The 20,708-nt window shown below is 67.3% G+C and carries 21 protein-coding genes; 16 read left to right on the top strand and 5 right to left on the bottom strand.

Annotation, left to right across the window (positions count from 1 at the left end):
- Nucleotides 1-17: 17 nt before the first annotated feature.
- The 3 genes from OB08_RS13225 to OB08_RS13235 are packed head-to-tail and all read left to right on the top strand — an operon-like array spanning nucleotide 18 to nucleotide 2,330.
- The gene (locus tag OB08_RS13225) at nucleotides 18-725 is read left to right on the top strand and encodes a FadR/GntR family transcriptional regulator (protein ID WP_461475462.1); all 708 of its coding nucleotides are present in this window, start codon (nucleotides 18-20) and stop codon (nucleotides 723-725) included.
- Nucleotides 718-1,011: a hypothetical protein gene (locus OB08_RS13230; RefSeq protein ID WP_461475464.1), complete on the top strand. Its 294-nt coding sequence runs from the start codon at nucleotides 718-720 to the stop codon at nucleotides 1,009-1,011. Before OB08_RS13225 ends, OB08_RS13230 begins: the two co-directional genes overlap by 8 nt.
- Nucleotides 1,011-2,330, top strand: a complete 1,320-nt coding sequence (locus tag OB08_RS13235) for an L-fuconate dehydratase (protein ID WP_461475466.1) — start codon at nucleotides 1,011-1,013, stop codon at nucleotides 2,328-2,330. The genes OB08_RS13230 and OB08_RS13235 overlap by 1 nt, the downstream gene beginning before the upstream one ends.
- On the opposite strand, the gene OB08_RS13240 is transcribed toward OB08_RS13235, so the two are convergent.
- Nucleotides 2,291-4,384 (bottom strand): alpha-L-fucosidase, encoded by a 2,094-nt coding sequence (locus tag OB08_RS13240; RefSeq protein WP_461475468.1) that lies wholly within the window; start codon nucleotides 4,382-4,384, stop codon nucleotides 2,291-2,293. The two genes, OB08_RS13235 and OB08_RS13240, sit on opposite strands and share 40 nt — an antisense overlap.
- 785 nt (nucleotides 4,385-5,169) lie before the next feature.
- On the opposite strand from OB08_RS13240, the gene OB08_RS13245 reads away from it, so the two are divergent.
- Complete coding sequence (locus tag OB08_RS13245; protein WP_461475470.1) at nucleotides 5,170-6,111, top strand: ROK family protein; 942 nt, start codon at nucleotides 5,170-5,172, stop codon at nucleotides 6,109-6,111.
- A gap of 16 nt (nucleotides 6,112-6,127) precedes the next feature.
- Nucleotides 6,128-6,478: a DUF4432 family protein gene (locus tag OB08_RS13250; RefSeq protein ID WP_461475472.1), complete on the top strand. Its 351-nt coding sequence runs from the start codon at nucleotides 6,128-6,130 to the stop codon at nucleotides 6,476-6,478.
- A 610-nt stretch (nucleotides 6,479-7,088) separates the two neighbouring features.
- On the opposite strand, the gene OB08_RS13255 is transcribed toward OB08_RS13250, so the two are convergent.
- From OB08_RS13255 to OB08_RS13265, 3 genes are read right to left on the bottom strand one after another with little or no spacing between them, the layout of a single operon-like run.
- Entirely contained in the window at nucleotides 7,089-7,841 is a 753-nt protein-coding gene (locus OB08_RS13255; RefSeq protein ID WP_461475474.1) for an SDR family NAD(P)-dependent oxidoreductase, read from the bottom strand.
- On the bottom strand, nucleotides 7,838-8,689 hold the full coding sequence (locus OB08_RS13260; RefSeq protein WP_461475475.1) for a fumarylacetoacetate hydrolase family protein: 852 nt from the start codon (nucleotides 8,687-8,689) through the stop codon (nucleotides 7,838-7,840). Before OB08_RS13260 ends, OB08_RS13255 begins: the two co-directional genes overlap by 4 nt.
- Before the next feature lie 25 nt (nucleotides 8,690-8,714).
- Nucleotides 8,715-8,978 carry a hypothetical protein gene (locus OB08_RS13265; RefSeq protein WP_461475477.1) on the bottom strand — a complete coding sequence of 88 codons (264 nt, stop codon included), beginning with the start codon at nucleotides 8,976-8,978 and terminating at the stop codon, nucleotides 8,715-8,717.
- A 152-nt stretch (nucleotides 8,979-9,130) separates the two neighbouring features.
- Between OB08_RS13265 and OB08_RS13270 the strand changes: the two genes are divergently transcribed.
- The 5 genes from OB08_RS13270 to OB08_RS13290 all read left to right on the top strand — a co-directional run bounded on the left by OB08_RS13270 (nucleotide 9,131) and on the right by OB08_RS13290 (nucleotide 14,046).
- A complete protein-coding gene (locus OB08_RS13270) occupies nucleotides 9,131-10,306 on the top strand; it encodes a CaiB/BaiF CoA transferase family protein (protein WP_461475479.1) in 1,176 nt (391 codons plus the stop codon).
- Nucleotides 10,303-11,436, top strand: coding sequence for an extracellular solute-binding protein (locus OB08_RS13275; RefSeq protein ID WP_461475481.1), 1,134 nt, complete (start codon nucleotides 10,303-10,305; stop codon nucleotides 11,434-11,436). Before OB08_RS13270 ends, OB08_RS13275 begins: the two co-directional genes overlap by 4 nt.
- The gene (locus tag OB08_RS13280; RefSeq protein WP_461475483.1) at nucleotides 11,433-11,894 is read left to right on the top strand and encodes a MaoC/PaaZ C-terminal domain-containing protein; all 462 of its coding nucleotides are present in this window, start codon (nucleotides 11,433-11,435) and stop codon (nucleotides 11,892-11,894) included. The genes OB08_RS13275 and OB08_RS13280 overlap by 4 nt, the downstream gene beginning before the upstream one ends.
- 37 nt (nucleotides 11,895-11,931) lie before the next feature.
- Nucleotides 11,932-12,945, top strand: coding sequence for a LacI family DNA-binding transcriptional regulator (locus OB08_RS13285; protein ID WP_461475485.1), 1,014 nt, complete (start codon nucleotides 11,932-11,934; stop codon nucleotides 12,943-12,945).
- A gap of 123 nt (nucleotides 12,946-13,068) precedes the next feature.
- Nucleotides 13,069-14,046, top strand: coding sequence for an aldo/keto reductase (locus OB08_RS13290; RefSeq protein WP_461475486.1), 978 nt, complete (start codon nucleotides 13,069-13,071; stop codon nucleotides 14,044-14,046).
- A gap of 140 nt (nucleotides 14,047-14,186) precedes the next feature.
- On the opposite strand, the gene OB08_RS13295 is transcribed toward OB08_RS13290, so the two are convergent.
- Nucleotides 14,187-14,927 (bottom strand): FadR/GntR family transcriptional regulator, encoded by a 741-nt coding sequence (locus tag OB08_RS13295; RefSeq protein ID WP_461475488.1) that lies wholly within the window; start codon nucleotides 14,925-14,927, stop codon nucleotides 14,187-14,189.
- 186 nt (nucleotides 14,928-15,113) lie between these two features.
- Between OB08_RS13295 and OB08_RS13300 the strand changes: the two genes are divergently transcribed.
- The 6 genes from OB08_RS13300 to OB08_RS13325 all read left to right on the top strand — a co-directional run bounded on the left by OB08_RS13300 (nucleotide 15,114) and on the right by OB08_RS13325 (nucleotide 20,643).
- Nucleotides 15,114-15,278 (top strand): hypothetical protein, encoded by a 165-nt coding sequence (locus tag OB08_RS13300; protein WP_461475490.1) that lies wholly within the window; start codon nucleotides 15,114-15,116, stop codon nucleotides 15,276-15,278.
- Nucleotides 15,279-15,316: 38 nt separating this feature from the next.
- Entirely contained in the window at nucleotides 15,317-16,183 is an 867-nt protein-coding gene (locus OB08_RS13305) for an amidohydrolase family protein (RefSeq protein ID WP_461475492.1), read from the top strand.
- Nucleotides 16,184-16,596: 413 nt separating this feature from the next.
- A complete protein-coding gene (locus OB08_RS13310; RefSeq protein ID WP_461475494.1) occupies nucleotides 16,597-17,742 on the top strand; it encodes a Gfo/Idh/MocA family protein in 1,146 nt (381 codons plus the stop codon).
- The gene (locus OB08_RS13315) at nucleotides 17,739-18,062 is read left to right on the top strand and encodes an L-rhamnose mutarotase (RefSeq protein ID WP_461475496.1); all 324 of its coding nucleotides are present in this window, start codon (nucleotides 17,739-17,741) and stop codon (nucleotides 18,060-18,062) included. Before OB08_RS13310 ends, OB08_RS13315 begins: the two co-directional genes overlap by 4 nt.
- A 206-nt stretch (nucleotides 18,063-18,268) precedes the next feature.
- Nucleotides 18,269-19,009 (top strand): L-ribulose-5-phosphate 4-epimerase, encoded by a 741-nt coding sequence (locus tag OB08_RS13320; RefSeq protein WP_461475502.1) that lies wholly within the window; start codon nucleotides 18,269-18,271, stop codon nucleotides 19,007-19,009.
- Nucleotides 19,006-20,643: a xylulokinase gene (locus OB08_RS13325; RefSeq protein ID WP_461475498.1), complete on the top strand. Its 1,638-nt coding sequence runs from the start codon at nucleotides 19,006-19,008 to the stop codon at nucleotides 20,641-20,643. Before OB08_RS13320 ends, OB08_RS13325 begins: the two co-directional genes overlap by 4 nt.
- The last annotated feature ends 65 nt before the right edge of the window (nucleotides 20,644-20,708 follow it).

A 20,708-nucleotide genomic window follows, 5' to 3' on the forward strand; every position in this document is an offset into this window, starting at 1 on the left:
GCGAAGGATCGACCGGTATGACGCAGACCGATAACGCCATCGCCGCGATCAAGCGAATGATCGAATCCGGGGAAATCAAGCCCGGAGACCGACTGCCCCCTGAGCGCGAACTCGGAGAGCGACTCGGTGTCGCACGCAACTCCCTCCGAGAAGCGGTGAAGGCGCTCGAGATGATCCGGGTGCTCGACGTCCGCCAAGGCGACGGAACGTATGTCACGAGCCTGGAGCCGCATCTCCTTCTCGAGGGGATCTCGTTCGTCGTGGACGTCCACGACACCGAGACCCTGATCGAGATGTTCGGCGTGCGACGAATTCTGGAGGCGTCCGCCGCCCGGATGGCTGCCGTCAACGCCGACGACCAGCTGGTGGCGCGGCTGCAGGATATCGCTGCACTCACTCGCGCCGATTCGTCGATCGAGATGCTCGTTGCGCACGACATCGAGTTCCACAGAGAGCTCGCCTCAGCGGCCAGCAACCGCTACCTCGTCGGAATCCTCGACACCCTCTCCAGCAGCACCGTTCGAGCGCGCGTCTGGCGCGGACTCTCCGAGGAATCAGCGGTGGACAAGACACTCGAAGAGCATGGCGCCATCGTCGCGGCCGTGGCCGCCAGAGACGCCGACCTCGCCGAAGCGCTCATGATCGCTCATGTCGCCGGGGTGGAGTCTTGGCTGAAACGCACGTCAGCCCACCTGAGCGACCCCCGTGAGTCCGACGATGACTGATCCCGTCCGCACGGCAACCGCACGCCCGATCGTCCTCGACCAAAAGCCCGCACGGCCGACCAAGACAGAGGGCACGCCTCCCCAGGCAGTCCAGACTTTCTCCCGCCTGCATCCTGCCGTCGCCTCGATCGACGTCGACGCCCGTAACGGCGCCCAGATCGACAGCAACGTCGAGCGCTACCTCGCCGCGGTCCCTGCGCGACTTTGGCGCGAGCCTCACGCCCCGGCGCTGCTCCCGGCGGGCTACCCGACCACCGACCCGACCTCTCAGAAAGCGATCAACTGATGCCGACCATCACCGCGGCCACCGTGACCGACCTGCGATTCCCGACGTCGTCCAGCCTCGACGGGTCGGACGCGATGAACGGGGACGCCGACTACTCCGCGGCGTACGTGCACCTGCAAACGGACGAGCCGGGGCTTGCCGGATACGGATTCACCTTCACGATCGGGCGCGGGAATGACTTGTGCGTAGCCGCCGCCGAACAGCGGGTCCTTCCCCTGATCGGCAGGGACGTGGATGACGTCGTCACCGATCTCGGCGGGACGTATCGCATGTTGCAGAGCGACTCGCAGCTGCGATGGCTGGGTCCGGAAAAGGGTGTGATCCACCTCGCCCTGGCGGCGGTCATGAACGCCGTGTGGGACCTCGCAGCGCGACGGGCGCGCAAGCCGCTTTGGCGCCTTCTGGTGGACATGACGCCGGAGGAGCTCGTGGATGCGGCCGACCTCACCTATCTGTCCGACGCGCTCACGCGGGACGAGGCCATCGAGATGCTCGAGCATCTCGCGCCGACCCGAGCGGCACGTGTGGAGGAGTTACGCGCAACGGGTTACCCCTGCTACACCACGAGCGCAGGCTGGCTCGGGTACAGCGACGACAAGCTGAGGCGCTTGCTTCACGAAGCGATGGATCAGGGGTATCGCCACGTCAAACTCAAGGTGGGAGCTGACCTCGAGGACGACCTTAGGCGGCTCGCGATCGCTCGGGAGGTGATCGGGTGGGACGTGACTCTGATGATCGATGCGAACCAGGTCTGGGACGTCCCGCAGGCGATCGAATGGGTCACGCAGCTGGCGCCGTTCCGTCCGCTGTGGATCGAGGAGCCGACGAGCCCGGACGACGCCCTCGGCCACGCGGCGATCCGCCGAGCGGTGGCACCGATCGGAGTCGCTTCAGGGGAGCATGGGATGAACCGAGTGCTTTTCAAGCAAATGTTCCAGGCCGGTGCGCTGGACTACTGCCAACTCGACTCCGCCCGACTGGGGAGCGTCAACGAAATTCTCGCGGTCTATCTCCTCGCGAAGAAGTTCGACGTGCCGGTGTGCCCACACGCGGGCGGTGTTGGACTGTGCGAACTCGTGCAGCACCTCTCCATCTTCGATTACGTCGCCGTCTCGGGAACACTGGAGGATCGGGTCACCGAGTTCGTCGATCACCTCCACGAACATTTCGTCGACCCGTGCGTGGTCCTCGACGGCGCGTACCGGCTCCCCGCGGCGCCGGGATACAGCGCCCAGATCCACGTTGCCTCCCTCGCGGATTACGCCTTCCCTGACGGGACCTACTGGACGCGCGCGTCAGCGGAAGTGTCCGTGGCTTGAAAGACCACCCGCGCGGCGATCTCGACCACGGGAACCTCCACCGTCGCCCGATCGCCTTCCCAGGCGATCGGGAGCTCAATGGCGGACTCGGCCACGAATGCCCGATAATTCCGGTGCGCCAGGGCGAGGTCGACGGTCACGCTCCGCATCGGCACGAGGTCGTCGTAGAACTCGAGCCGGTCACCGCTTGACCTGCGCGCGCCCGCGAAGTTGACCAGGTGGACGATCCATCGCTCTTCGTGATGCGGCCCGGCGGCCTGGTGTGTCACGGATGCTTCCAGCGTCGTTGGACCGCTCACGCGCAGAAGCTGATCGGAGTAGATGCGATCGAGCGCGGCGGCGAAGAGCGCGGAGTATGCCCAGTAGCCGTGGTCGTGGTACCCGCCGGCGAGAGGGAAGGCGATCTCCGCGCACGCCCCGTCGGCGAGGAACACAGGCCGATCCGTACGCACCGCGACGGGTGCCTGAGCGTGGCTGGTGTATCGCCGACCATCCCGGTTGAATAGCGGTTCGGCGAGGGTGGCGAAGGTCTCGACCTCCGGCCGGGGCTCCACGGTCCAGCGGTCGGCCCCGTCGTAGAGGGCGAAGTCGAAGGTGCTGAGCCCGGTCAGCTGTGTCGTGGCGTACGCGGGCACGAAGGGGGACGGTTCACTGCTGGTGATTCCGAGGGCGCGACGCCACGAGGAGTCCTGCGCCGTTCCCGGTGCCGCGCTCGAGATGATCCGGCCGCCCTCTTGGAGAAATCTTTCGATCTCGGCGATCTGCTCTCCGCTGAAGGCGGACCCCTCGGTCAGCGCCAGAAGGCGGTAGCGGGATAGGGGCACGGTACCGGCCTCGACGACATCGAACTGGATCCGCCGTTCTATGAGGAGCCGTGAGGCCCCGAGCACCCCTGACACCAGCGAAGGATCGGCTCCGGTCTCCATCCGCGCGAAGTCCGCCAGCTGAAGTCCGGAGACTACTATCGCTGCCTCCGCCACGCCGGCGGCCCGCTCTAGGAAGGGGTGGAGTCGCTCGAGCTCGGCGTAGACGGGGGTGATGGTCTCGTAGACCGCCGGATCAAGCACCCCCGAGGGCGGCAGCTGATCCCCCAGCGAGACCTCCGCCCCCGTCGCCACGATGGCGGCGACTTCAAGAGCGAGCTGCTGCCGACTCTTCAAGCCGCCGAAATCACCCCAGGATTTCAGGAATCGTCCCGTCATCCCGGTGTAGGACATCTCGAGTCCTCGGCAGTAACGGGCCATGACGCCGAAGTATCCGTACCCCCAGCCCCCTGTGGGAAGCGCCTCGACCTCCACGTTGTGCAGGAGCGGGCTCCGTTCCTGCAACCCGAGCCGAGTCTGGTTGTTCTGCTCGACGATCGCGCCGGGACTGAGGGATTCCACGAAGGCGGAGGACCTCTCCAGCCACGTCATCAGAAGACGCTGCATCTGGTGCCGCTGAGCGGTGAGGTCCAACGGGTCTTCTCCCCGCTCGCGGATGGCCGCCAGGCAGTTGCGACAGAAACACTCGTTGTCTTCGTTGGGCATGGGCATGTCGAACCATACGCCGTCGGGACGGTACCTCGTGATGATCTCTTCAACGTGCGTGAGCATGAGGTCGATGAAGTCAGGATTCGACAGGCATAACGCCGTCCATCCCGGCGGTTCGCCGAATTTGGGCAGGTAGCTCTCGCGAGAGCGCCGGAACGCGAGCCACTCGGGCCTGCTCTCGGCGAGCTCGTTGTCCCAGGTCACGCAGTAATAGACCAGGACCCGGATGCCTCGCGCCCTGCAGGCCGCGACCTGCTCGCCGAGGAGATCGCGGCCGCTCAAACCCGGGTGGGTCGGGCCGGTCGCAGTGGGGTAGTAGAAGTACCCGTGCATGTCCTTTGCAAACAGCACGACCGTGTCGACGTGCGCATCCGCCAGAGTGGCAGCGAACTGCGCCGCGTCGAAGCGATCGCCGATGGCGGGGATATGGCGGGAATTGTGGAAGTCCAGATGCAGCTTGCGAGCCGGCCGGGGCGGCGCGTGCTGCAGCCGAGGGCTAACCCAGGGCGGCGATGTGGTCACGACTCTCCTTGTCTCGGGCGGCGGAACACGCCGGGCGAGTCCGAGAGAGCGCAGCGAGCATCCTCTGTCATCTTGCCAGATGATTCATCGTTTGATCAAGACATAAGCATCCGGCGTGGAGCAGATTATCAACTGCGCTCCTGGCCACCCGGGCCGAGCTCAGCACGGCGTTTTCGACGGGATCGAAGCGTTCTAAAACCTAGCCGCCGCCACCGCCCTCGGCTGTCTCAGCCAGCAGGAACTCGATATCGCCGTGCTCACCGACGATGCAGGCGTGCCCGCTTGAGGTCGATACCCCGCCAGTCGGGCAGGTAACACGGCGCACGAAGAATGAAGCCCGGAAATCTACCGTTGCCCAAGCTCCGCTCTCAATGTGGACTCCCATAACGCTCGTTTCACCCGTCTTCGTTACGCTCGCAGGGGCATACTTCTCCGGCCTTCACGGCCCACGCGGTCGCAACGGTTCATAGGTCTGTTCATAGCCGCAACTGGTCCCACTTGTCTCGCTGGTTGTCCCGTACTTCCAAGTCTTCGACAGCCTTGGGCTGATTAGCAGGCCGCTGGCGGTGGGGGTAGCGTATGGGGTGATCGCGTTGCCAACGACGATCTTGATTTTTGCATGCGTTCTTCACCGACTTCCTCTCTCAACTGATCGAGGCGGCTGAGATAGGTGGGGAACGTCTCTTTTCACAGAACGAACGCGGCGACCGCGACAGGGGTAGGGAGGGTCGTATGGGAGAGCATGATGCGCGACGTCGGCTAACCGCACCCGGAGGGTTCTCGGCATGACTGCACCCGCCACGATACTTGCCATCGACGTTGGGGGTACCAAGATCGAGGCAGCTCTCGTGAACGAGGCTGGACAGATCGCTGAGGCCACCCGATCCCGCGCGGCCACCGGCCGCGCCATGACCGTCCGCCAGTTCGATGAGGCCTTGAGGTCTGTGATCGCGCGTGCGGTCGCCGGCCGTGCGGATGCAGTCGCCGGAGTCGGCATTGGCGCCGCAGGCCCTGTCGACCTGCAAAGAGGGACGATCGCCCCGCTCAATCTCCCATTGCTCAATGGGTTTCCGATACGCGAGCGAGTGCGCGCTCTGATCGCCGCAGACTGCCCGATAGAGATGGCTCTGGACGGCACGTGCATCACCCTTGCCGAGCACCGATTCGGATCGCTGATCGGCGTGGACAACGCTGTCGCATTGACGGTATCGACGGGCATCGGCGGAGGACTGATCCTTCACGGAGAATTGATCAGCGGTGCGACCGGCAACGCCGGTCACATCGGGCAAATGTATCTGCGGGATCCTGCCGGATCGACACCCGAAGACGCGACGCTAGAGGGTATCGCCTCCGGAACAGGCGCTGTCAGGTGGGCCCGAACTCAGGGGTGGCCAGGTGAGAATGGCGAGGATCTCGCGCGGGGCGCGAAGTCCGGAGACCCGATCGCCGCTGCAGCGATCGAGCGTTCAGCCCGAGCGGTGGGGCAGGCGATTTCGGCTCTTGGAGCCGCGCTCGATATCGAACGCGCCGCCATCGGCGGAGGGTTCTCATACGCTGCGCCGGACTATGTGGCTCGCGTACAAGCGATCGCACGGAGCCTGGCGATTCTCCCGGCAGGCGCGGCCGTAACGGTTGTCCCCGCCCTCCTAGGAGGGGAGGCTCCGCTTGTCGGCGCGGCCGCTCTCGCACTCCATGCTCGAACGCGGAGACCCTCGCTTACCTGTTGAGGACTACGTCGAGCAGGTGCATGAGCATGACCTGTTCGCTGACGCGGCCGACCGGCATCGCGTCGCGCTGATTAGCGACGCTCTCGGATTCGGCCTGACGCTTGAATCGGATGCGGCGTCCTTTCCGCACTTCTTCCAATGGGTGAACATGCGACAGGGCGGCTACGCGGTCGGTCTCGAGCCGTCCACCCACCGCGTCGCCGGCGATCAAGCAGCTCGGGACGATGGATCGATGATTTGGCTTCAGTCGGGCGAGAGTCGAATGTACGAGGCTGTTTACACCGTGCTCACGGACGCAGAGGCCTGCGCCCACGCGGAAGCCGCGATCGCCTCCGTGGGAGGGATGCCCAAGACGGACGTGCCATAGCAGCCACCGAATCGCAAGACGGGCACCGCGATGACTCGGAGGTTCAATCGGAGGCAACTTCACCTCGATTGGGCGCACGTCCGAACGCCCGTGGTCGAGTAGAACCTGAACCATCAGTGCCGGGCGCCAGAGACGAGGATCGTCCCAATGTCGCTCCTGGTACCGGACTTGTTGCGGCGGGAGTGACCGAGCCCCCGACCTCTCCGGGCGTCAACCCTCTGGTGGGCAAGCCGGACCGTCCTCATCATTCGCGCTTGTCGCGCGCGCGACTGGACTTCAGAGCTGGGGCGTCCGCTGGCGTAGACCGGGCGAAGTCAAAACGATCACGGCCAGAATCCCGGGCGTGATCGTGACGACCCCGCGTTGCGTGCCCGCACCACCAAATGTGTGCCAACGAATCCCTCGTTCACGAGTGATGGTTTGTCCAGGATGAAGCACTGGCCTACGCAAGCAAGTCCTCCTCTTGCCTCGCCGCGCATGACAACACCGCCCGGGACCGCTTCGGTTGCGGCGCCCCCAGCCGGGTGGCGCGGTTCACTACTGCCGTGCAGCCTCTTCGGCTCAAGGGGGACCGCCGTCCCGGCGGCGGCCGCTACTGGGCTCTCCCTACTCAACTGCGCGGGCGCACTCGCAGATGAGTGACGCCGCCGTCGACGTCGAGCGCCGTGCCGGTGGTGGACGCCGAGTCGGGGCTCGCGAGATAGACGATCGCGCCGGCGACCTCCTCGGGTGTCACCATCCGTCCCGTCGCCTGGCGGGCGTCTAGTGCGGCGCGCTCCTTCACCGGGTCGGGAAAGCCCTGCAGCATCCGGTCGACGAACGGCGTCGACACGGTACCGGGGTTCACGCAGTTCACGCGGACGCCCTCAGCCACGTGGTCGGTCGCCATCGCGAAAGTCAGCCCAAGAATGGCGCTCTTGGAAGCCGAGTAGACTGCGCGCTGCGGAAGCCCGTTAAGCGCCGCGATCGAGCAGACGTTAACGATCGCGGCGTGCTCCGACTCGCGCAGATACGGCAGCGCCGATGCGCACACGCGCGCCGTGCCGCGCACGTTGATGTCGAGAACGCGCTCCCAGTCCTCTTCGGTCGCCTCTTCGACGGTTCCGACCGAGCTCACACCGGCGCTGTTCACCACGATGTCGATGCCCCCGAGCCTCTCAGCGACGGCAGCGGTCGCGGCATCCACCGAAGCCCGATCGGTCACGTCGGCGCGAAAGCCTGAGAGGCAGTCTTCGAGTCCGTCGACGTTGACGTCCAGCACTGCCACCGAGGCGCCGCCGTCGGCGAACGACTTCGCGGTCGCGAGTCCGATTCCGGATGCCCCGCCCGTCACTATCACGACCAGCCCGTCGAACGCGCTCATCCCTGCACCATCCGCTGCCTTGCGCGACCGAGGCCGTCGATTTCGAGCTCGACCACGTCGCCCTCGCGAAGGTACGGCTCGCCCGGGATGCCGAGCGCGACGCCCGCAGGGGTGCCGGTGTTGATGAGGTCGCCGGGGCGCAGCACCATGAACTGCGACAGGTACCAGATCACGTGCGCGACGGGGAAAATCTGCCACGCGGTCGACCCGTCTTGGCGCAGCTCGCCGTTGACCCACAGTCGAAGGCCGAGCGCCTGGGGGTCGCCCACGGCGGATGCCGGAACCAGGCCGGGGCCGAGGGGGTTGAACGTCTCGCAGCTCTTGCCCTTGTCCCACTGCCCGCCGCGCTCGAGCTGGAACTCGCGCTCGGATACGTCGTGCGAAAGGACATAGCCCGCCACGTGCGCGAGCGCGTCGTCGGTCAAGTCCAGGTAGCGCGCCTCGGTGCCGATCACCACGCCGAGCTCGACCTCCCAGTCGGTCTTCACCGACTTCCTGGGGATGAGCACGTCGTCGAACGGCCCGACGATCGTCGACGGGTCCTTCATGAACACGACGGGCTCGGACGGCACCTTGGCGCCGGTCTCGGCGGCATGGTCGTGATAGTTCAGGCCGATGCATACAATCTTGCCGGGTGCGGCGATCGGCGCGCCCACGCGGAGCGATGCGGCATTCGCCAGCTCTTCCAGTCGGCCCTCGCCGAGCGCCGCGGCCGCGCGGGCGAGACCGTCTGAGGCCAGGAAGGCGCCGTCGATGTCGGCGGTGAGCGGGCGCAGGTCGTACGTGCGACCGTCGCGGTGCAGAACGGGGATCTCGCCCCCGCGGGCGCCGAGGCGACCGAATGTCATGGGTTCTCCTTCGATGGGGATCGGGTCAGCGGATGACGTCGCCCGGACGTCGGCGGTCGAGCTCGGCGCGGCCCGGCGCGCCCTGCCAGTCGCCCGGAGGCAGGCACGCGAAGGCGCCGTCGAGGTCGGCTGGAGCGAGGCGGCTGGAGCGCGGCCACGGCACGGTCATCATCACGGCGTTGCTCCTCACGTGCGCGACAGCGATCCGAACCTGACCCGGTGCGGGTGCGCTCGGCTCGTCCTCGGCCACCTTTGTCGTGCGGTTTCCGTTGTATCTTGCTATCAGCACCGAAGTCCCCTGAAGATCAGATGAATTGCTCGGTCTCATCATGCCCTATCGGCCGTGCAGTGTCGCCTTGCGGCCAGAGGCCCCATAAATTAGCATGAGCAAACGATTGATCACGCTGGCCATAAGATCGGAAGAAAGCAGTCCCCACGCCGATGACCATATCGAACATCAGACCCCTCGAGGGCCTGCTCGTTCTGGACTTCAGTCAGTTCCTTGCCGGGCCGGTGGCGGCCCTGCGGCTCGCCGATCTCGGCGCCCGCGTCGTCAAGATCGAGCGCCCCGGCGTCGGTGACATCGGCCGCACCCTGGCCTTCGCCGGCCGCGTGATCGACGGCGATACCGTCTCGTTCCACGCGATGAACCGAAACAAGGAGTCGGTGACGGCTGACCTGAAGAACCCAGACGACCTCGCCTACGTCAAGCAGCTCATCGCCCGGGCGGATGTCCTGATCCAGAACTTCCGTCCTGGCGTCATGGAGCGCATCGGCCTCGACTACGAAACGGTGCGCGAGATCAATCCGTCGATCGTCTACGCCAGCGCTACGGGCTACGGGACCGAGGGGCCGTGGCGTGATCGCCCAGGGCAGGATCTGCTCGCGCAGTCGATCTCGGGGCTGCCGTGGCTCGGCGGATCGAAGGATGACGGGCCTGTGCCGGTGGGGCTGTCGATCGCCGACCATCTGCTGAGCTGCCACATCGCGCAGGGGGTCACGGCGCTCCTGGTGCGGCGATTCCGCACCGGCGAGGGCGGGCATGTCGAGTCGAGCCTGCTCGAAGCCATGCTCGACATGCAGTTCGAACTCCTGAGCGCGAAACTCAACGACGACTCCATCCGCGTGGAGCGGCACGGCCCTCACTCTGCTCATGCCTTCCTGGCCGCGCCGTACGGCACCTACCCCACGCTCGACGGCTACATCGCGCTCGCGATGAACCCGATCCCGAAGCTCGGGACGCTCCTTGAGTTGCCCGAGCTCGAGGAGATGACCGACCCCCAGGATGCGTGGGACCGACAGGAGGCGATCGAGACAATCCTCGCTGCCCGCTTCGCGACAGACACCACCGAGCGCTGGCTGACGATCCTCGATGCGGCTGACGTGTGGTGCGCACCCGTCCTCACCCTCGATGAGCTCCTGGCGTCGGAGGGCTTCGCCGCGATCGGAATGACGCAGCGGGTGACCCGCGGTGAGGCGCAGATCTCGACCACGCGCAGCCCGCTGCGCATCGACGGCGAGATCCTCACCAGCACCAAGGCTGCACCGGCGCTCGGCGAGGACGACGAACGAGTGCGCGCGGAGTTCCCGCCCGTGCGTGAAAAGGGCATGACATGACGACGATCCTCCGGGGCATCACATGGGAGCACGCGCGCGGCTACGGCAGCGTCTCGGCCGCGGCCGAGGCCTATCGCGCGGTGGCGCCCGACGTTGAGGTGCGGTGGGAGCAGCGCTCCCTGCAGGCCTTCGCCGATCAGCCGCTCGAGCAGCTGATCGAGGACTACGACCTCCTTGTGATCGACCACCCACACATCCCTTTCGCCGCCGAACACGGCCTGTTCCTTCGCCTGGACGGCACCGGCCACGACGACGAACTCGCGGTGCTCGCCGGGCAGTCTGTCGGCGTATCCCACGAGACGTACGCGCATGCCGGTGGTCAGTGGGGTCTGGCGACGGATGCCGCGGCCCAAGTGGCCGCGTACCGCCCCGACCTCCTGCCCGAGCCGCCGGGCGACTGGGACGGCGTTCTCGCGCTCGCCGCCGAAGGTCGGGTGCTCTGGCCGCACAAGCCGGTCGACGCGTTCTCGAGCCTCGTCACGGTCGCCTCCGGAAATGGCGAGCAACCGATGCGCTCGCCTGATGTCTTCCTCTCGGCGGACGCTCTCGGACAGGCGATGGAGACGCTGCGCAAGCTGGCCCGGCTGGTGCCGGCAGAGAACAGCAAGTGGAACCCCATCCAGGCCGCTGACGCCCTGAGCTCCGGCGACCGCTACGCGTACGTCCCCCTGATGTTCGGCTACACGAACTACAGCCGCACGGGGTTCCGGCCCCACCGCGTTCGCTACATCGACATCCCCGCCTCGCGGGAGGGCGTGCGCGGCTCGCTGATGGGCGGCGCCGGCATCGCGGTATCGGCGCGGACGCGGCATCCGGAGCAGGCGGTCGACCACGCGTTCTGGCTGGACTCCGCCGAGGTCCAGGAGGGCGTCTACTACGACGCGGGCGGTCAACCTGGCAACGCTGTGGCGTGGGAGAGCGACCGGACGAACGCCGACTCGCTCGACTTCTTCCGCGGTACGCGGGCGACGCTCGAGGGTGCGTACGTGCGCCCGCGCTTCGTGCGGTACATCGAGCTGCAGAACGCGTTGTCCGAGCACGTCACCGCCGCGCTGCAGAGCCGCCTCTCCGACGATCGACTGCGCGAGCGCCTCGACGAGGGCGTGCAGCAATGGCTGGTGGCCTCATGAGGACGATCGACCGCTGGTACGAGGACATCGAGGTGGGCGAGCGGCGAGAGACCGTCGGCCGCACGATCACCGAGGCCGACATCGTGCTGCACGCCGGGCAGACCGGCGACTTCTTCCCACACCACATGGACGCCCAGTGGATGGCGACCCAGCCCGCGGGACAGCGGATCGCGCATGGCACCCTGATCGTCTCGGTCGCGGTCGGGATGACGGCGGGGGACATCAATCCGCAGGCGATGAGCTACGGCTACGACCGTATCCGGTTCATCCGGCCTGTCTTCATCGTAGACACCATCCGCGTCACGGCGGAAATCACCGAGAAGACCGCGCACGTCAAGCGCCCGAAAGAGTACGGCTACGTCCACGAGCTGGTCACGGTGGTGACCCACCGCGACGAGACCGTGATGGTGCTCACGCACCTCTATCTCGTCAACCGCCGCGCGCCGGCCGCGCCGTGATCCGCGCCCGCACCGCGGACATCCCTACACTAGGCCCATGGCCACGCTGAGCGATGTCGCCGCCCGCGCGGGAGTCTCCGTCTCCGCCGTCTCGCGCGTGCTGAGCGACGCTCCGAGCGCGCGTGTGAGCGAGGCGACGCGTCAGCGCATCCACGATGCCGCGTCCGAACTCGGGTACCGGCCGAACTTCGCCGCACGAGCGCTCAAGTTCGCGCGCACCAACGTCGTGGGCCTGGTGGTGCCCGATCTCACCAACGCGATCTTCACCGAGCTGATGCGCGGCGTGGAGGACGAGGCGCACCGCCGCGGCTATATGGTCCTGCTCGCCCGGGCAGAGGGGATGCTTGACGACGAGGAGCAGATCCCGCGCCTCATAGGCGAGGGCCGCGTCGACGGCGTGCTGGTGCAGGTCGGCGACAACATGCGCCCACAGGACCTCGAGAGCCTGGTGGCGGGAAGGCTCCCGGTGGTCTTCGTCAACTCGATGCCTCCGCAGGGCGTTGGGTCGGTGGTGCTCGACGATGAGCGCGGACTGCGCCTGGCGACCCAGCACCTCATCGACCTCGGGCACTCGCGCATCGCCCTGATCAACGGGCTACCCGCATCCGATACCGCCCGACGGCGCGAAGCGGGATTCCGCGCGACGATGGCAGATGCCGGACTCGAAGTCCGCGAGGAGTTCATCACCCGCCTCGGCTACGACCCGCGCAGTGGCGGGATCGCGCTGGCAGAGCTTGCGGGGCTCGACTGGCCGCCCTCAGCCGTCGTGGTCGCGAACGTGAACGCCGCGCACGGGGCGCTGCTCGAGGGACGGCGTCGCGGGCTCTCGGTCCCCGAGGATCTGTCCATCGTTGCGATGCACGACGCCTGGACCGCCGAGAACGCGTGGCCCCCGCTCACCGCGGTGCGCATGCCGCTTTACGAGCTCGGCCGTATGGCGATGACCGCGGTGTTCGAGCGGATCACCGCCGGCGCTGTCTCCACCGTAGTGGTGCGGGACCCTGCGCCGCAGCTCGTGGTGCGCGAGTCCACGGGCGCTCCTCGCGCATGATCCGAGCTTGCGGCCGATGAACAGGTCTATGCGGCTGATGCCCCAAGGCCAAACGTTGCATCCGACCTGACGCGTCAAGTCATCCGATGAATCGGCTAGGCTGGGCGCGATCGAAAGGACGCCATGCCTACGCGTGCACTGCGGCAAGGACCCGAGCTGACCGAACTCGGTCTCGGGGCCGCGCAGTTGGGGAACCTCTACCGCGTCACGACCGAGGACGAGGTCGTCCAGACAATCGACAGCGCCTGGGAAGGCGGCATCCGCTACTTCGACACGGCGCCGCATTACGGCGTGGGCCTGTCGGAGCGTCGTCTGGGTGCGCAGCTGCGCAGCCGGCCGCGCGATGAGTACGTGGTATCCACGAAGGTCGGACGGCTCCTCGTCCCGAGCCCGGCCACCGCGCAGGAGCGCGATGCGGAGGGCTTCGACGTGCCCGCCGACCCGGCCCGCGTATGGGACTTCAGCCGGGACGGCATCCTGCGATCTGTCGAGGCGTCGCTGGAGCGCACCGGCCTCGACCGTCTCGACATCCTCTACCTCCACGATCCGGACGACCACTTCGACCAGGCCTCCACGGAAGGCGTCGGAGCGCTCATCGAACTGCGCGAGCAGGGCGTCGTGCGCGCGGTGGGCGCGGGGATGAATCACGCCGCGCCGCTGGCGGAGCTCATCCGCCGCGCGGACGTCGACGTCGTGATGTGCGCCGGCCGGTTCACGCTGCTCGACCACTCCGCCGCCGTGGCGCTCCTGCCGCTCGCGCTCGAGCGCGGGGTCGGCATCGTCGCAGCCGGCGTGTACAACTCCGGGCTCCTCAGCACTCCCCGTCCGCCGGCGGACGCCCTCTTCGACTACGCCCCGGCCCCGGCCGCGCTCGTCCAGCGCGCCCACGAGATCGCCGACGTGTGCGAGCGGCACGGGGTGACCCTTCCTGAGGCAGCCGTGGCGTACGTCCTGCGCCACCCCGCCGTCGTGTCGGTCGTGCTCGGCGCGCGCGGCCGTGACCAGGTCGAGCAGAACCTTGAACGTGCGCAACGGCCCGTGCCCGACGCATTGTGGCACGAGCTCGCCGAGGGCGGGCTCATCCCGGGGGAGAACGGATGACCACCATCACCTTGCCCGCGCACTCGCGACGAGGAGCTGTGCGTCCGAGCCTGCCCGGCTACAGCGCGCAGATGCATGACTCGTCGGTAGACGAGTACGCCTTCCCGACGGGGTCGTACTGGCGTTCTCGCTGAGCGCTGCTACTCGTCGTCGGGGATCTCGCCCGCATGGGCGGCGCTGAACTCCTCCACGCCCAGCAGGTGGACTTCCATGCGGATCCGCGCCCGCTCCGGGTCGTGGCGCGCCAGCTCGTCGAGGATGGCGCGATGCTCTGCCTGCGCCTCGCGCACCGAACCGCGCTGCGAGATGGCCCGCCACAGCCGCGCACGGAAGGTGCGCCCGACGAGGGTGTCGATGATCGCCGCGAGCGGGGGGTTGCCGCTGGCCCGGGCGATGATCCGGTGGAACTCGGTGTCGGCGTCGATGAAGGCCTCGAGGTCCATGTCGGGGTCGCTCTCGAGGATGCCGTCCACGACGCTGAGCACCCGATGGAGCTCGCCGAGCTCGTCCTCGGACAGCCGCGTCGCCGCGAGGGCGGCGCTCTCAGCCTCGAGCACGCGGCGGACGGCGAGGAGGTCCTCCGCATGGGCGGGCTGTTGGAGGTCCGCGAGGAATCCGAGCGGGCTCAGGAGCTTCGTCGGATCGAGCGAGGTCACGTAGGTCCCGTCTCCTTGGCGGGTCTCCAGTACGCCGAGCGCCGCCAGCGCGCGCACACCTTCGCGCAGAGAGCCACGAGAGACGCCCAGCCGAGCGGCGAGATCCTTTTCGACGGGCAGCCTGGATCCCGGCCCGAGCTCCCCGCGGGTCAGCATCTGCTTGATGCCCTGGATCACGACGTCGGTCTGCGATCGGCTCTCGCCCGGGGGCTGATCGTCACTCACACGTGTCAGTGTAGGTTCTCGAAAGTCAGCCGAGGAATAGCCCTTACTCAATCGTTTGCTTACCACAGGAACACTTGTTCATCGGATAATCGAACCGACCGCACCGCCGCGCTGGGCTTCTGGCGTCCTCGCGCTCGCGTTGGCCGATCGACTTTCGGCCGCGGCTGCGCATCGTCGACGTCCACGATGCCTATCGCGCTCTCCCGTATGCGTATCGAGACCGGCGACCTCGTGATCGCGGACGACGGCGGTGTCGTGGTGGTCCCGCGCCGCCAGGAAGATGAAGTGCTCGCGCTCGCGCGCGAAGGCGCATCCCTGCGCACGGTGTGGGATCGTCTTCGCATGCTGTGAATCGCACACGGCACCGCACCGAACTGATGGAGACGAACATGACCTTTCCTGTGATCGACGCTCACCAGCACGTCTGGGATCCGGCGCAGGCTCGTTACGACTGGCTGGGGCCCGAGCTCGCCCCCATCGACGGCGCCATGACGTTCGAGGACCTTGCGCCCGAGCTGAGAGCGGCGGGCGTCGACTTCACCGTGCAGGTGCAATCCGCCGACAACCCCGAGGACACGGAGATCATGCGCGCGTCGGCGGCGCGGCACCCCGAGGTCGTCGGGATCGTCGGCTTCGCGCCGCTCGACGACGCCGAGCAGACGGAGCGCACGCTGGACGACTGGTCGTCGGATTCGCTCCTGGTGGGGGTGCGAAACCTGATCCACAACAAGCCAGATCCCGACTGGCTGCTGCGGCCCGAGGTCGACGCCGCCCTGGCCGCCCTGGAGCGGCGCGACGTGGCGCTGGATGTCGTCGCGGTGCTCCCGCGACATCTGGAGCTGGTGCCGATCCTGTCGGAGCGCCACCCCGGGCTGCGCATGGTCATCGACCATCTGGCCAAGCCGCCGATCGGGCTCACCGACGATGAGCCCTGGGACGACCTCATGGCGGCGGCCGCCCAGAATCCGCTCGTCCACGCGAAGGTCAGCGGGCTCTACTCCGCCACCGCTGACATGGGGGCCTGGACGACAGAGGCGATCCGCCCGTACTTCGACCGCGCACTGGAGTTGTTCGGGCCCGGGCGGCTCATGTACGGCGGGGACTGGCCGATCTCGGTGCTCGCTGGAGGCTACACGCGAGTCTGGAACGGGCTGCAGCCCCTGTTCGACGCGCTCGACAGGGACTCACGGGAGCAGATCCTCGGCCGGACGACCGCCGAGTTCTATCGGTTGGATCCGGCGCGCCTCGGCACTTAATGATCTAATCACTCTCCTGTTTTCTGGCAACCCCTCTTCACTTGCGCTGCTGGACGAGGGTATTCATCCGATGTACTCTGCTACGACCGGATACCGGTTCAGACGAAATAAGCAAACCGTTGAGTCGCCAGAAGTCCGGATTAACGTTTGACCGAAGGTTCCCGACCACCGTGCGCGACAGGCTCACAGGCCGCGCGATCGGGACGCCACCTCACGCGAAGGAGTGTCAATGAAGACCATGAGATTCCTCGTGGGAGTGCGGGGGTCATCGCTCCGCACGCGCTCTCGCAGGCTGTGCCGGGAGCACCGGCAGCGGTGGCGCCCGAGCGGTGGTCCCGCGCCTCATCGTGTTCGTCCGCGCGCAGCGGTACCTCGTGCGCGACCAGACGGTCGCGCGGTGAAAGGCTGACGACATGACCGGACATCCGGAACTCCACCCCGCCGACGCGTACACGGTGCGCCTGCCCGCGCGCCCTCGGCCGATCGTGATCGTCGGCACGGGGGGCATCGTCAAGGATGCCCACCTCCCCGCCTACCGCAAGGCCGGTTACCCTGTGTGGGGGCTTGTGAACCGCACGGTGCCGCGGGCACGGGCCCTCGCCGACGAGTACGGCATCGCGCACGTGTACGGCACAGTCGCCGAAGCGGTGGCGGAGGCTCCCGCGGACGCGGTGTACGACATCGCGCTCATGCCCGAGCAGTACCTGGATGCGTTACGTGCGCTTCCCGACGGCGCGGCGGTGCTCATCCAGAAGCCGCTGGGCCACACGCTGGAGCAGGCTATCGAGCTGCGCGACCTCTGCCAGCGGAAGGGTCTCTTCGCCGCCGTCAACACCCAGCTGCGGTTCGCCCCGTACGTCGAGCAGGCGCGCCGGCTCATCGCCCAGGGGGCGATCGGTGAGGTGTACGACATGGAGGTCCGGGTCTCCGTCGACACCCCCTGGAACCTGTTCCCGCATGTATTCGGGCTCGAGCGCCTCGAGATCAACATGCACAGCGTGCACTACCTCGATCTGGTGCGGTCGTTCTTCGGCGACCCCGATTCGGTGAGCGCCATCACGCTTCCGCATCCGGCGAAGGATGACATCGCGAACACACGTTCGACCATTCTGCTGCGCTACCGAGACCGCCCGCTGCGGGTGACCGTGAGCACGAACCACGATCACGCGTTCGGCGGCGCCTACGAAGAGAGCTTCGTTAAGTGGGAGGGCACTGACGGGGCCATTCGCGCGCAGATGGGGCTTCTGCTGGACTACCCGGCGGGGGGACCGGACGCACTCGAGATGGTCCGGCTCGACGACAAGGCGGCGGGGTGGCAGCCGGTCCGGTTCGAGGGGTCCTGGTTCCCGGATGCCTTCATCGGCTCGATGGGCGCCGTGCAACGCTTCGCCGAGGGGTCCATCCTTGAGCTCCCGACCTCGGTCGACGACGTCCTCCACACCATGGCGGTGGTCGAGGCGGCGTACGAGTCGCAGGAAAGCGAGGGGGTGCGCGTCGCCGTCCCCGAGGCGACCGCGGTGGGCGAGGGCTCGGGCCGCGAGCAGGCGGAGGAACGATGAAGAGGATCGCGTCGGTCATCGGCCTGCCTGCTGAGAACCGTGAGGAGTACGAGCGTTACCACGCCGCCGTGTGGCCCGGTGTGCTTGAGCGGCTGACCGCCAGTAACGTCACGAACTACTCGATCTTCCGGCACGGCGAGCTGCTCTTCTCGTACTTCGAGTACGTCGGCGACGACTACGCGGCCGACATGGCCGCGATCGCCGCCGACCCTCAGACACAGCGCTGGTGGGCGGTGCAGGAGCCCCTGCAGCGTCCGCTCGACGAGCGTGTCTTGGGCGAGTGGTGGCATGAGCTGCCCGAAATCTTCCACCACCCGTGAGAGCACGATCCACGGATTGCGACTTGCGAGCCGGGTTTTCGCTTCATCGGCGAGGCCATCGACGGTCTCCGTGGCAAATCTGGCCACCACCGTGAAGTCGAAGGTGAACCTCGGGGGCATCCGGATGCTTCATCCAGATCGCAACGACCGTGCCCTGACAGAAGGCGGTGATTAATCTGCTTGAACCCTTGATCGCGAACGATGCGTTGAAGGCCTACCCGCAACGGCACGAAACTGAGTTGGAGGCGTCGATCGACGCAGTGCGCGCGGATGTGGCGAAGCTGCACGCCGAGCTGGTGCGCTACAACCTGATCGTCTGGACCGGCGGGAACGTGTCGGGCCGTGTTCCGGGTGCGGATCTGTTCGTGATCAAGCCGTCGGGGGTGTCGTACGACGACCTGGCGCCGGAGAACATGATTCTGTGCGATCTGGACGGCAATGTGGTGCGCGGGTCGCCGGGCTCGGACCGCAGCCCGTCGAGCGACACCGCGGCGCACGCGTATGTGTACCGGAATATGCCCGAGGTCGGGGGAGTGGTGCCCACGCACTCGACGTTCGCGGTGGCGTGGGCGGCGCGGGGCGAGGTTATCCCGTGCGTGATCACGGCGATGGCCGATGAGTTCGGCGGTCCGATCCCGGTCGGCCCGTTCGCGATCATCGGTGACGACTCGATCGGCCGGGGCATCGTCGAGACGCTCACGGGTCACCGTTCGCGGGCGGTGCTGATGCAGAACCACGGCCCGTTCACGATCGGGGTCTCACCCAAGGACGCGGTCAAGGCCGCCGTGATGGTCGAGGATGTGGCCCGCACGGTCCACTACGCGCGCGAGGCGGGGCCGCTCATCCCGCTTCCGCAGGAGGCGATCGATCGGCTCTACGACCGGTACCAGAACGTGTACGGGCAGTCCACCGATGCGCGCCGCGATGCCGAGGAGGCGCAGTCATGACCGCGGACGTCGAGGCTGCGGCATCCGCGATCGCGAACGGCCGGGCGGTGCTGGGAATCGAGCTCGGGTCGACGCGCATCAAGGCGTGCCTGGTGCTGGCCGACGACCCGTCCTCGGCGCTGGCGGTGGGAAGCCACGCGTGGGAGAACCGGTTCGTCGACCGGCTGTGGACGTACGCCATCGACGACGTGTGGGCGGGCTTGCAGGCCGCGTACGCCGACCTGGTCGCCGATGTGCGTCGCCGCTACGACGTGCCGCTGGAGTCGCTGGCCGCGATCGGCGTGTCAGCGATGATGCACGGGTACCTGGCCTTCGGCGAGGACGGTGAGCTGCTGACCGGGTTCCGCACCTGGCGCAATACCAACACCGACCGTTCGGCGGCGGTGCTATCGGAGCTGTTCGGCGTGAACATCCCGCTGCGCTGGTCCATCGCCCATCTGTACCAGGCGGTGCTCGACGAGGAGCCGCACGTCGGCGACGTCGCGTTCTTCACGACCCTCGCCGGCTACGTGCACTGGAAGCTCACCGGGCGCAAAGTGCTCGGTGTCGGCGACGCGTCGGGCATGTTCCCGATCGACTCGTCGACCCGGAACTACGACGTCGACCTGCTCGAGAAGTTCGACCGACTCGTGTCCGGCTCCGGGTTGCGTCATCCGTTGATCGACCTCCTGCCCGAGGCCCTTCGAGCCGGTCAGACGGCGGGCGAGCTGACCGCTTCGGGCGCTCTCCTGCTCGACCCGACGGGAATGCTCCACGCCGGCGCGCGCCTCTGCCCGCCGGAGGGTGATGCCGGAACGGGAATGGTGGCTACCAACTCGGTGGCCCCCCGCACGGGCAACGTCAGCGCCGGCACGAGCATCTTCGCGATGGTCGTGCTCGAGCGTCCCCTCCAGAACGTGCATCACGAGCTCGATCTCGTCACGACGCCCGCGGGCGACGCGGTGGCGATGGTCCACTGCAACAACGGCGCGAGCGAGCTGGCCGCGTGGGTCGGCCTATTCATGAGGTTCTCCGCCGCCTCGGGCCAGCGTGTGACGGACGACGAAGTTTTCGACACTCTGTTTCGCGAGGCGATCGGGGGCGAGTCGGACGCGGGCGGCTTGCTCTCGTACAACCATCTCGCCGGTGAGCCGATCGCCGGCCTCGCCGAGGGCCGTCCGCTGTTCGTGCGCACGCCCGACAGTCGCTTCACCCTCGGCAACCTGATGCGGGCTCAGCTGTATGGGGTGTTCGGGACCCTGGCCCTCGGGATGCGCGTGCTTGACGACGAAGGCGCAGAACTGGATCGCATGTTTGCTCACGGAGGTCTGTTCCGGACGGCGGACGTGGCCCAGCGGTTCCTCGCCGGCGCTCTCGACGTGCCGGTTTCGGTTGGAGCGACGGCTTCGGAGGGCGGGGCGTGGGGTATCGCCGTTCTCGCTGTGTTCCGTCACGTCGTTGCGGGAGGGGACACGTCGGACCTCTCCTCCTTCCTCGATACCCGTGTGTTCGCGGGTGTCGACGTGATGACCGTCGTGCCCGATCCTGCGGACGTCAGCGGCTTCGCCGACTATCTCCACCGCTACCGCCTCGGCCTCGCGGTCGAAGCATCCGCCGTCGCCACCCTCCCATCTAAAGGACTCGCACTGTCATGACCCGTCAGCCTCTCCAGACCTCTCTCGAGCAGTTCGAGGTGTGGTTCGTCACCGGCAGCCAGAAC

The sequence above is a fragment of the Microbacterium sp. HJ5 genome (assembly GCF_054824025.1).

What these genes read in the sequence shown, in the direction of transcription:
- OB08_RS13290 (WP_461475486.1), top strand. Translation starts at nt 13,069, where the DNA reads ATGCCTACGCGTGCACTGCGGCAAGGACCCGAGCTGACCGAACTCGGT.
- OB08_RS13275 (WP_461475481.1), top strand. Translation starts at nt 10,303, where the DNA reads ATGACGACGATCCTCCGGGGCATCACATGGGAGCACGCGCGCGGCTAC.
- OB08_RS13255 (WP_461475474.1), bottom strand. Translation starts at nt 7,841, where the DNA reads ATGAGCGCGTTCGACGGGCTGGTCGTGATAGTGACGGGCGGGGCATCC.
- OB08_RS13310 (WP_461475494.1), top strand. Translation starts at nt 16,597, where the DNA reads ATGACCGGACATCCGGAACTCCACCCCGCCGACGCGTACACGGTGCGC.
- OB08_RS13315 (WP_461475496.1), top strand. Translation starts at nt 17,739, where the DNA reads ATGAAGAGGATCGCGTCGGTCATCGGCCTGCCTGCTGAGAACCGTGAG.
- OB08_RS13245 (WP_461475470.1), top strand. Translation starts at nt 5,170, where the DNA reads ATGACTGCACCCGCCACGATACTTGCCATCGACGTTGGGGGTACCAAG.
- OB08_RS13260 (WP_461475475.1), bottom strand. Translation starts at nt 8,689, where the DNA reads ATGACATTCGGTCGCCTCGGCGCCCGCGGGGGCGAGATCCCCGTTCTG.
- OB08_RS13325 (WP_461475498.1), top strand. Translation starts at nt 19,006, where the DNA reads ATGACCGCGGACGTCGAGGCTGCGGCATCCGCGATCGCGAACGGCCGG.
- OB08_RS13285 (WP_461475485.1), top strand. Translation starts at nt 11,932, where the DNA reads ATGGCCACGCTGAGCGATGTCGCCGCCCGCGCGGGAGTCTCCGTCTCC.
- OB08_RS13305 (WP_461475492.1), top strand. Translation starts at nt 15,317, where the DNA reads ATGACCTTTCCTGTGATCGACGCTCACCAGCACGTCTGGGATCCGGCG.
- OB08_RS13300 (WP_461475490.1), top strand. Translation starts at nt 15,114, where the DNA reads ATGCCTATCGCGCTCTCCCGTATGCGTATCGAGACCGGCGACCTCGTG.
- OB08_RS13225 (WP_461475462.1), top strand. Translation starts at nt 18, where the DNA reads ATGACGCAGACCGATAACGCCATCGCCGCGATCAAGCGAATGATCGAA.
- OB08_RS13280 (WP_461475483.1), top strand. Translation starts at nt 11,433, where the DNA reads ATGAGGACGATCGACCGCTGGTACGAGGACATCGAGGTGGGCGAGCGG.
- OB08_RS13270 (WP_461475479.1), top strand. Translation starts at nt 9,131, where the DNA reads ATGACCATATCGAACATCAGACCCCTCGAGGGCCTGCTCGTTCTGGAC.
- OB08_RS13235 (WP_461475466.1), top strand. Translation starts at nt 1,011, where the DNA reads ATGCCGACCATCACCGCGGCCACCGTGACCGACCTGCGATTCCCGACG.
- OB08_RS13230 (WP_461475464.1), top strand. Translation starts at nt 718, where the DNA reads ATGACTGATCCCGTCCGCACGGCAACCGCACGCCCGATCGTCCTCGAC.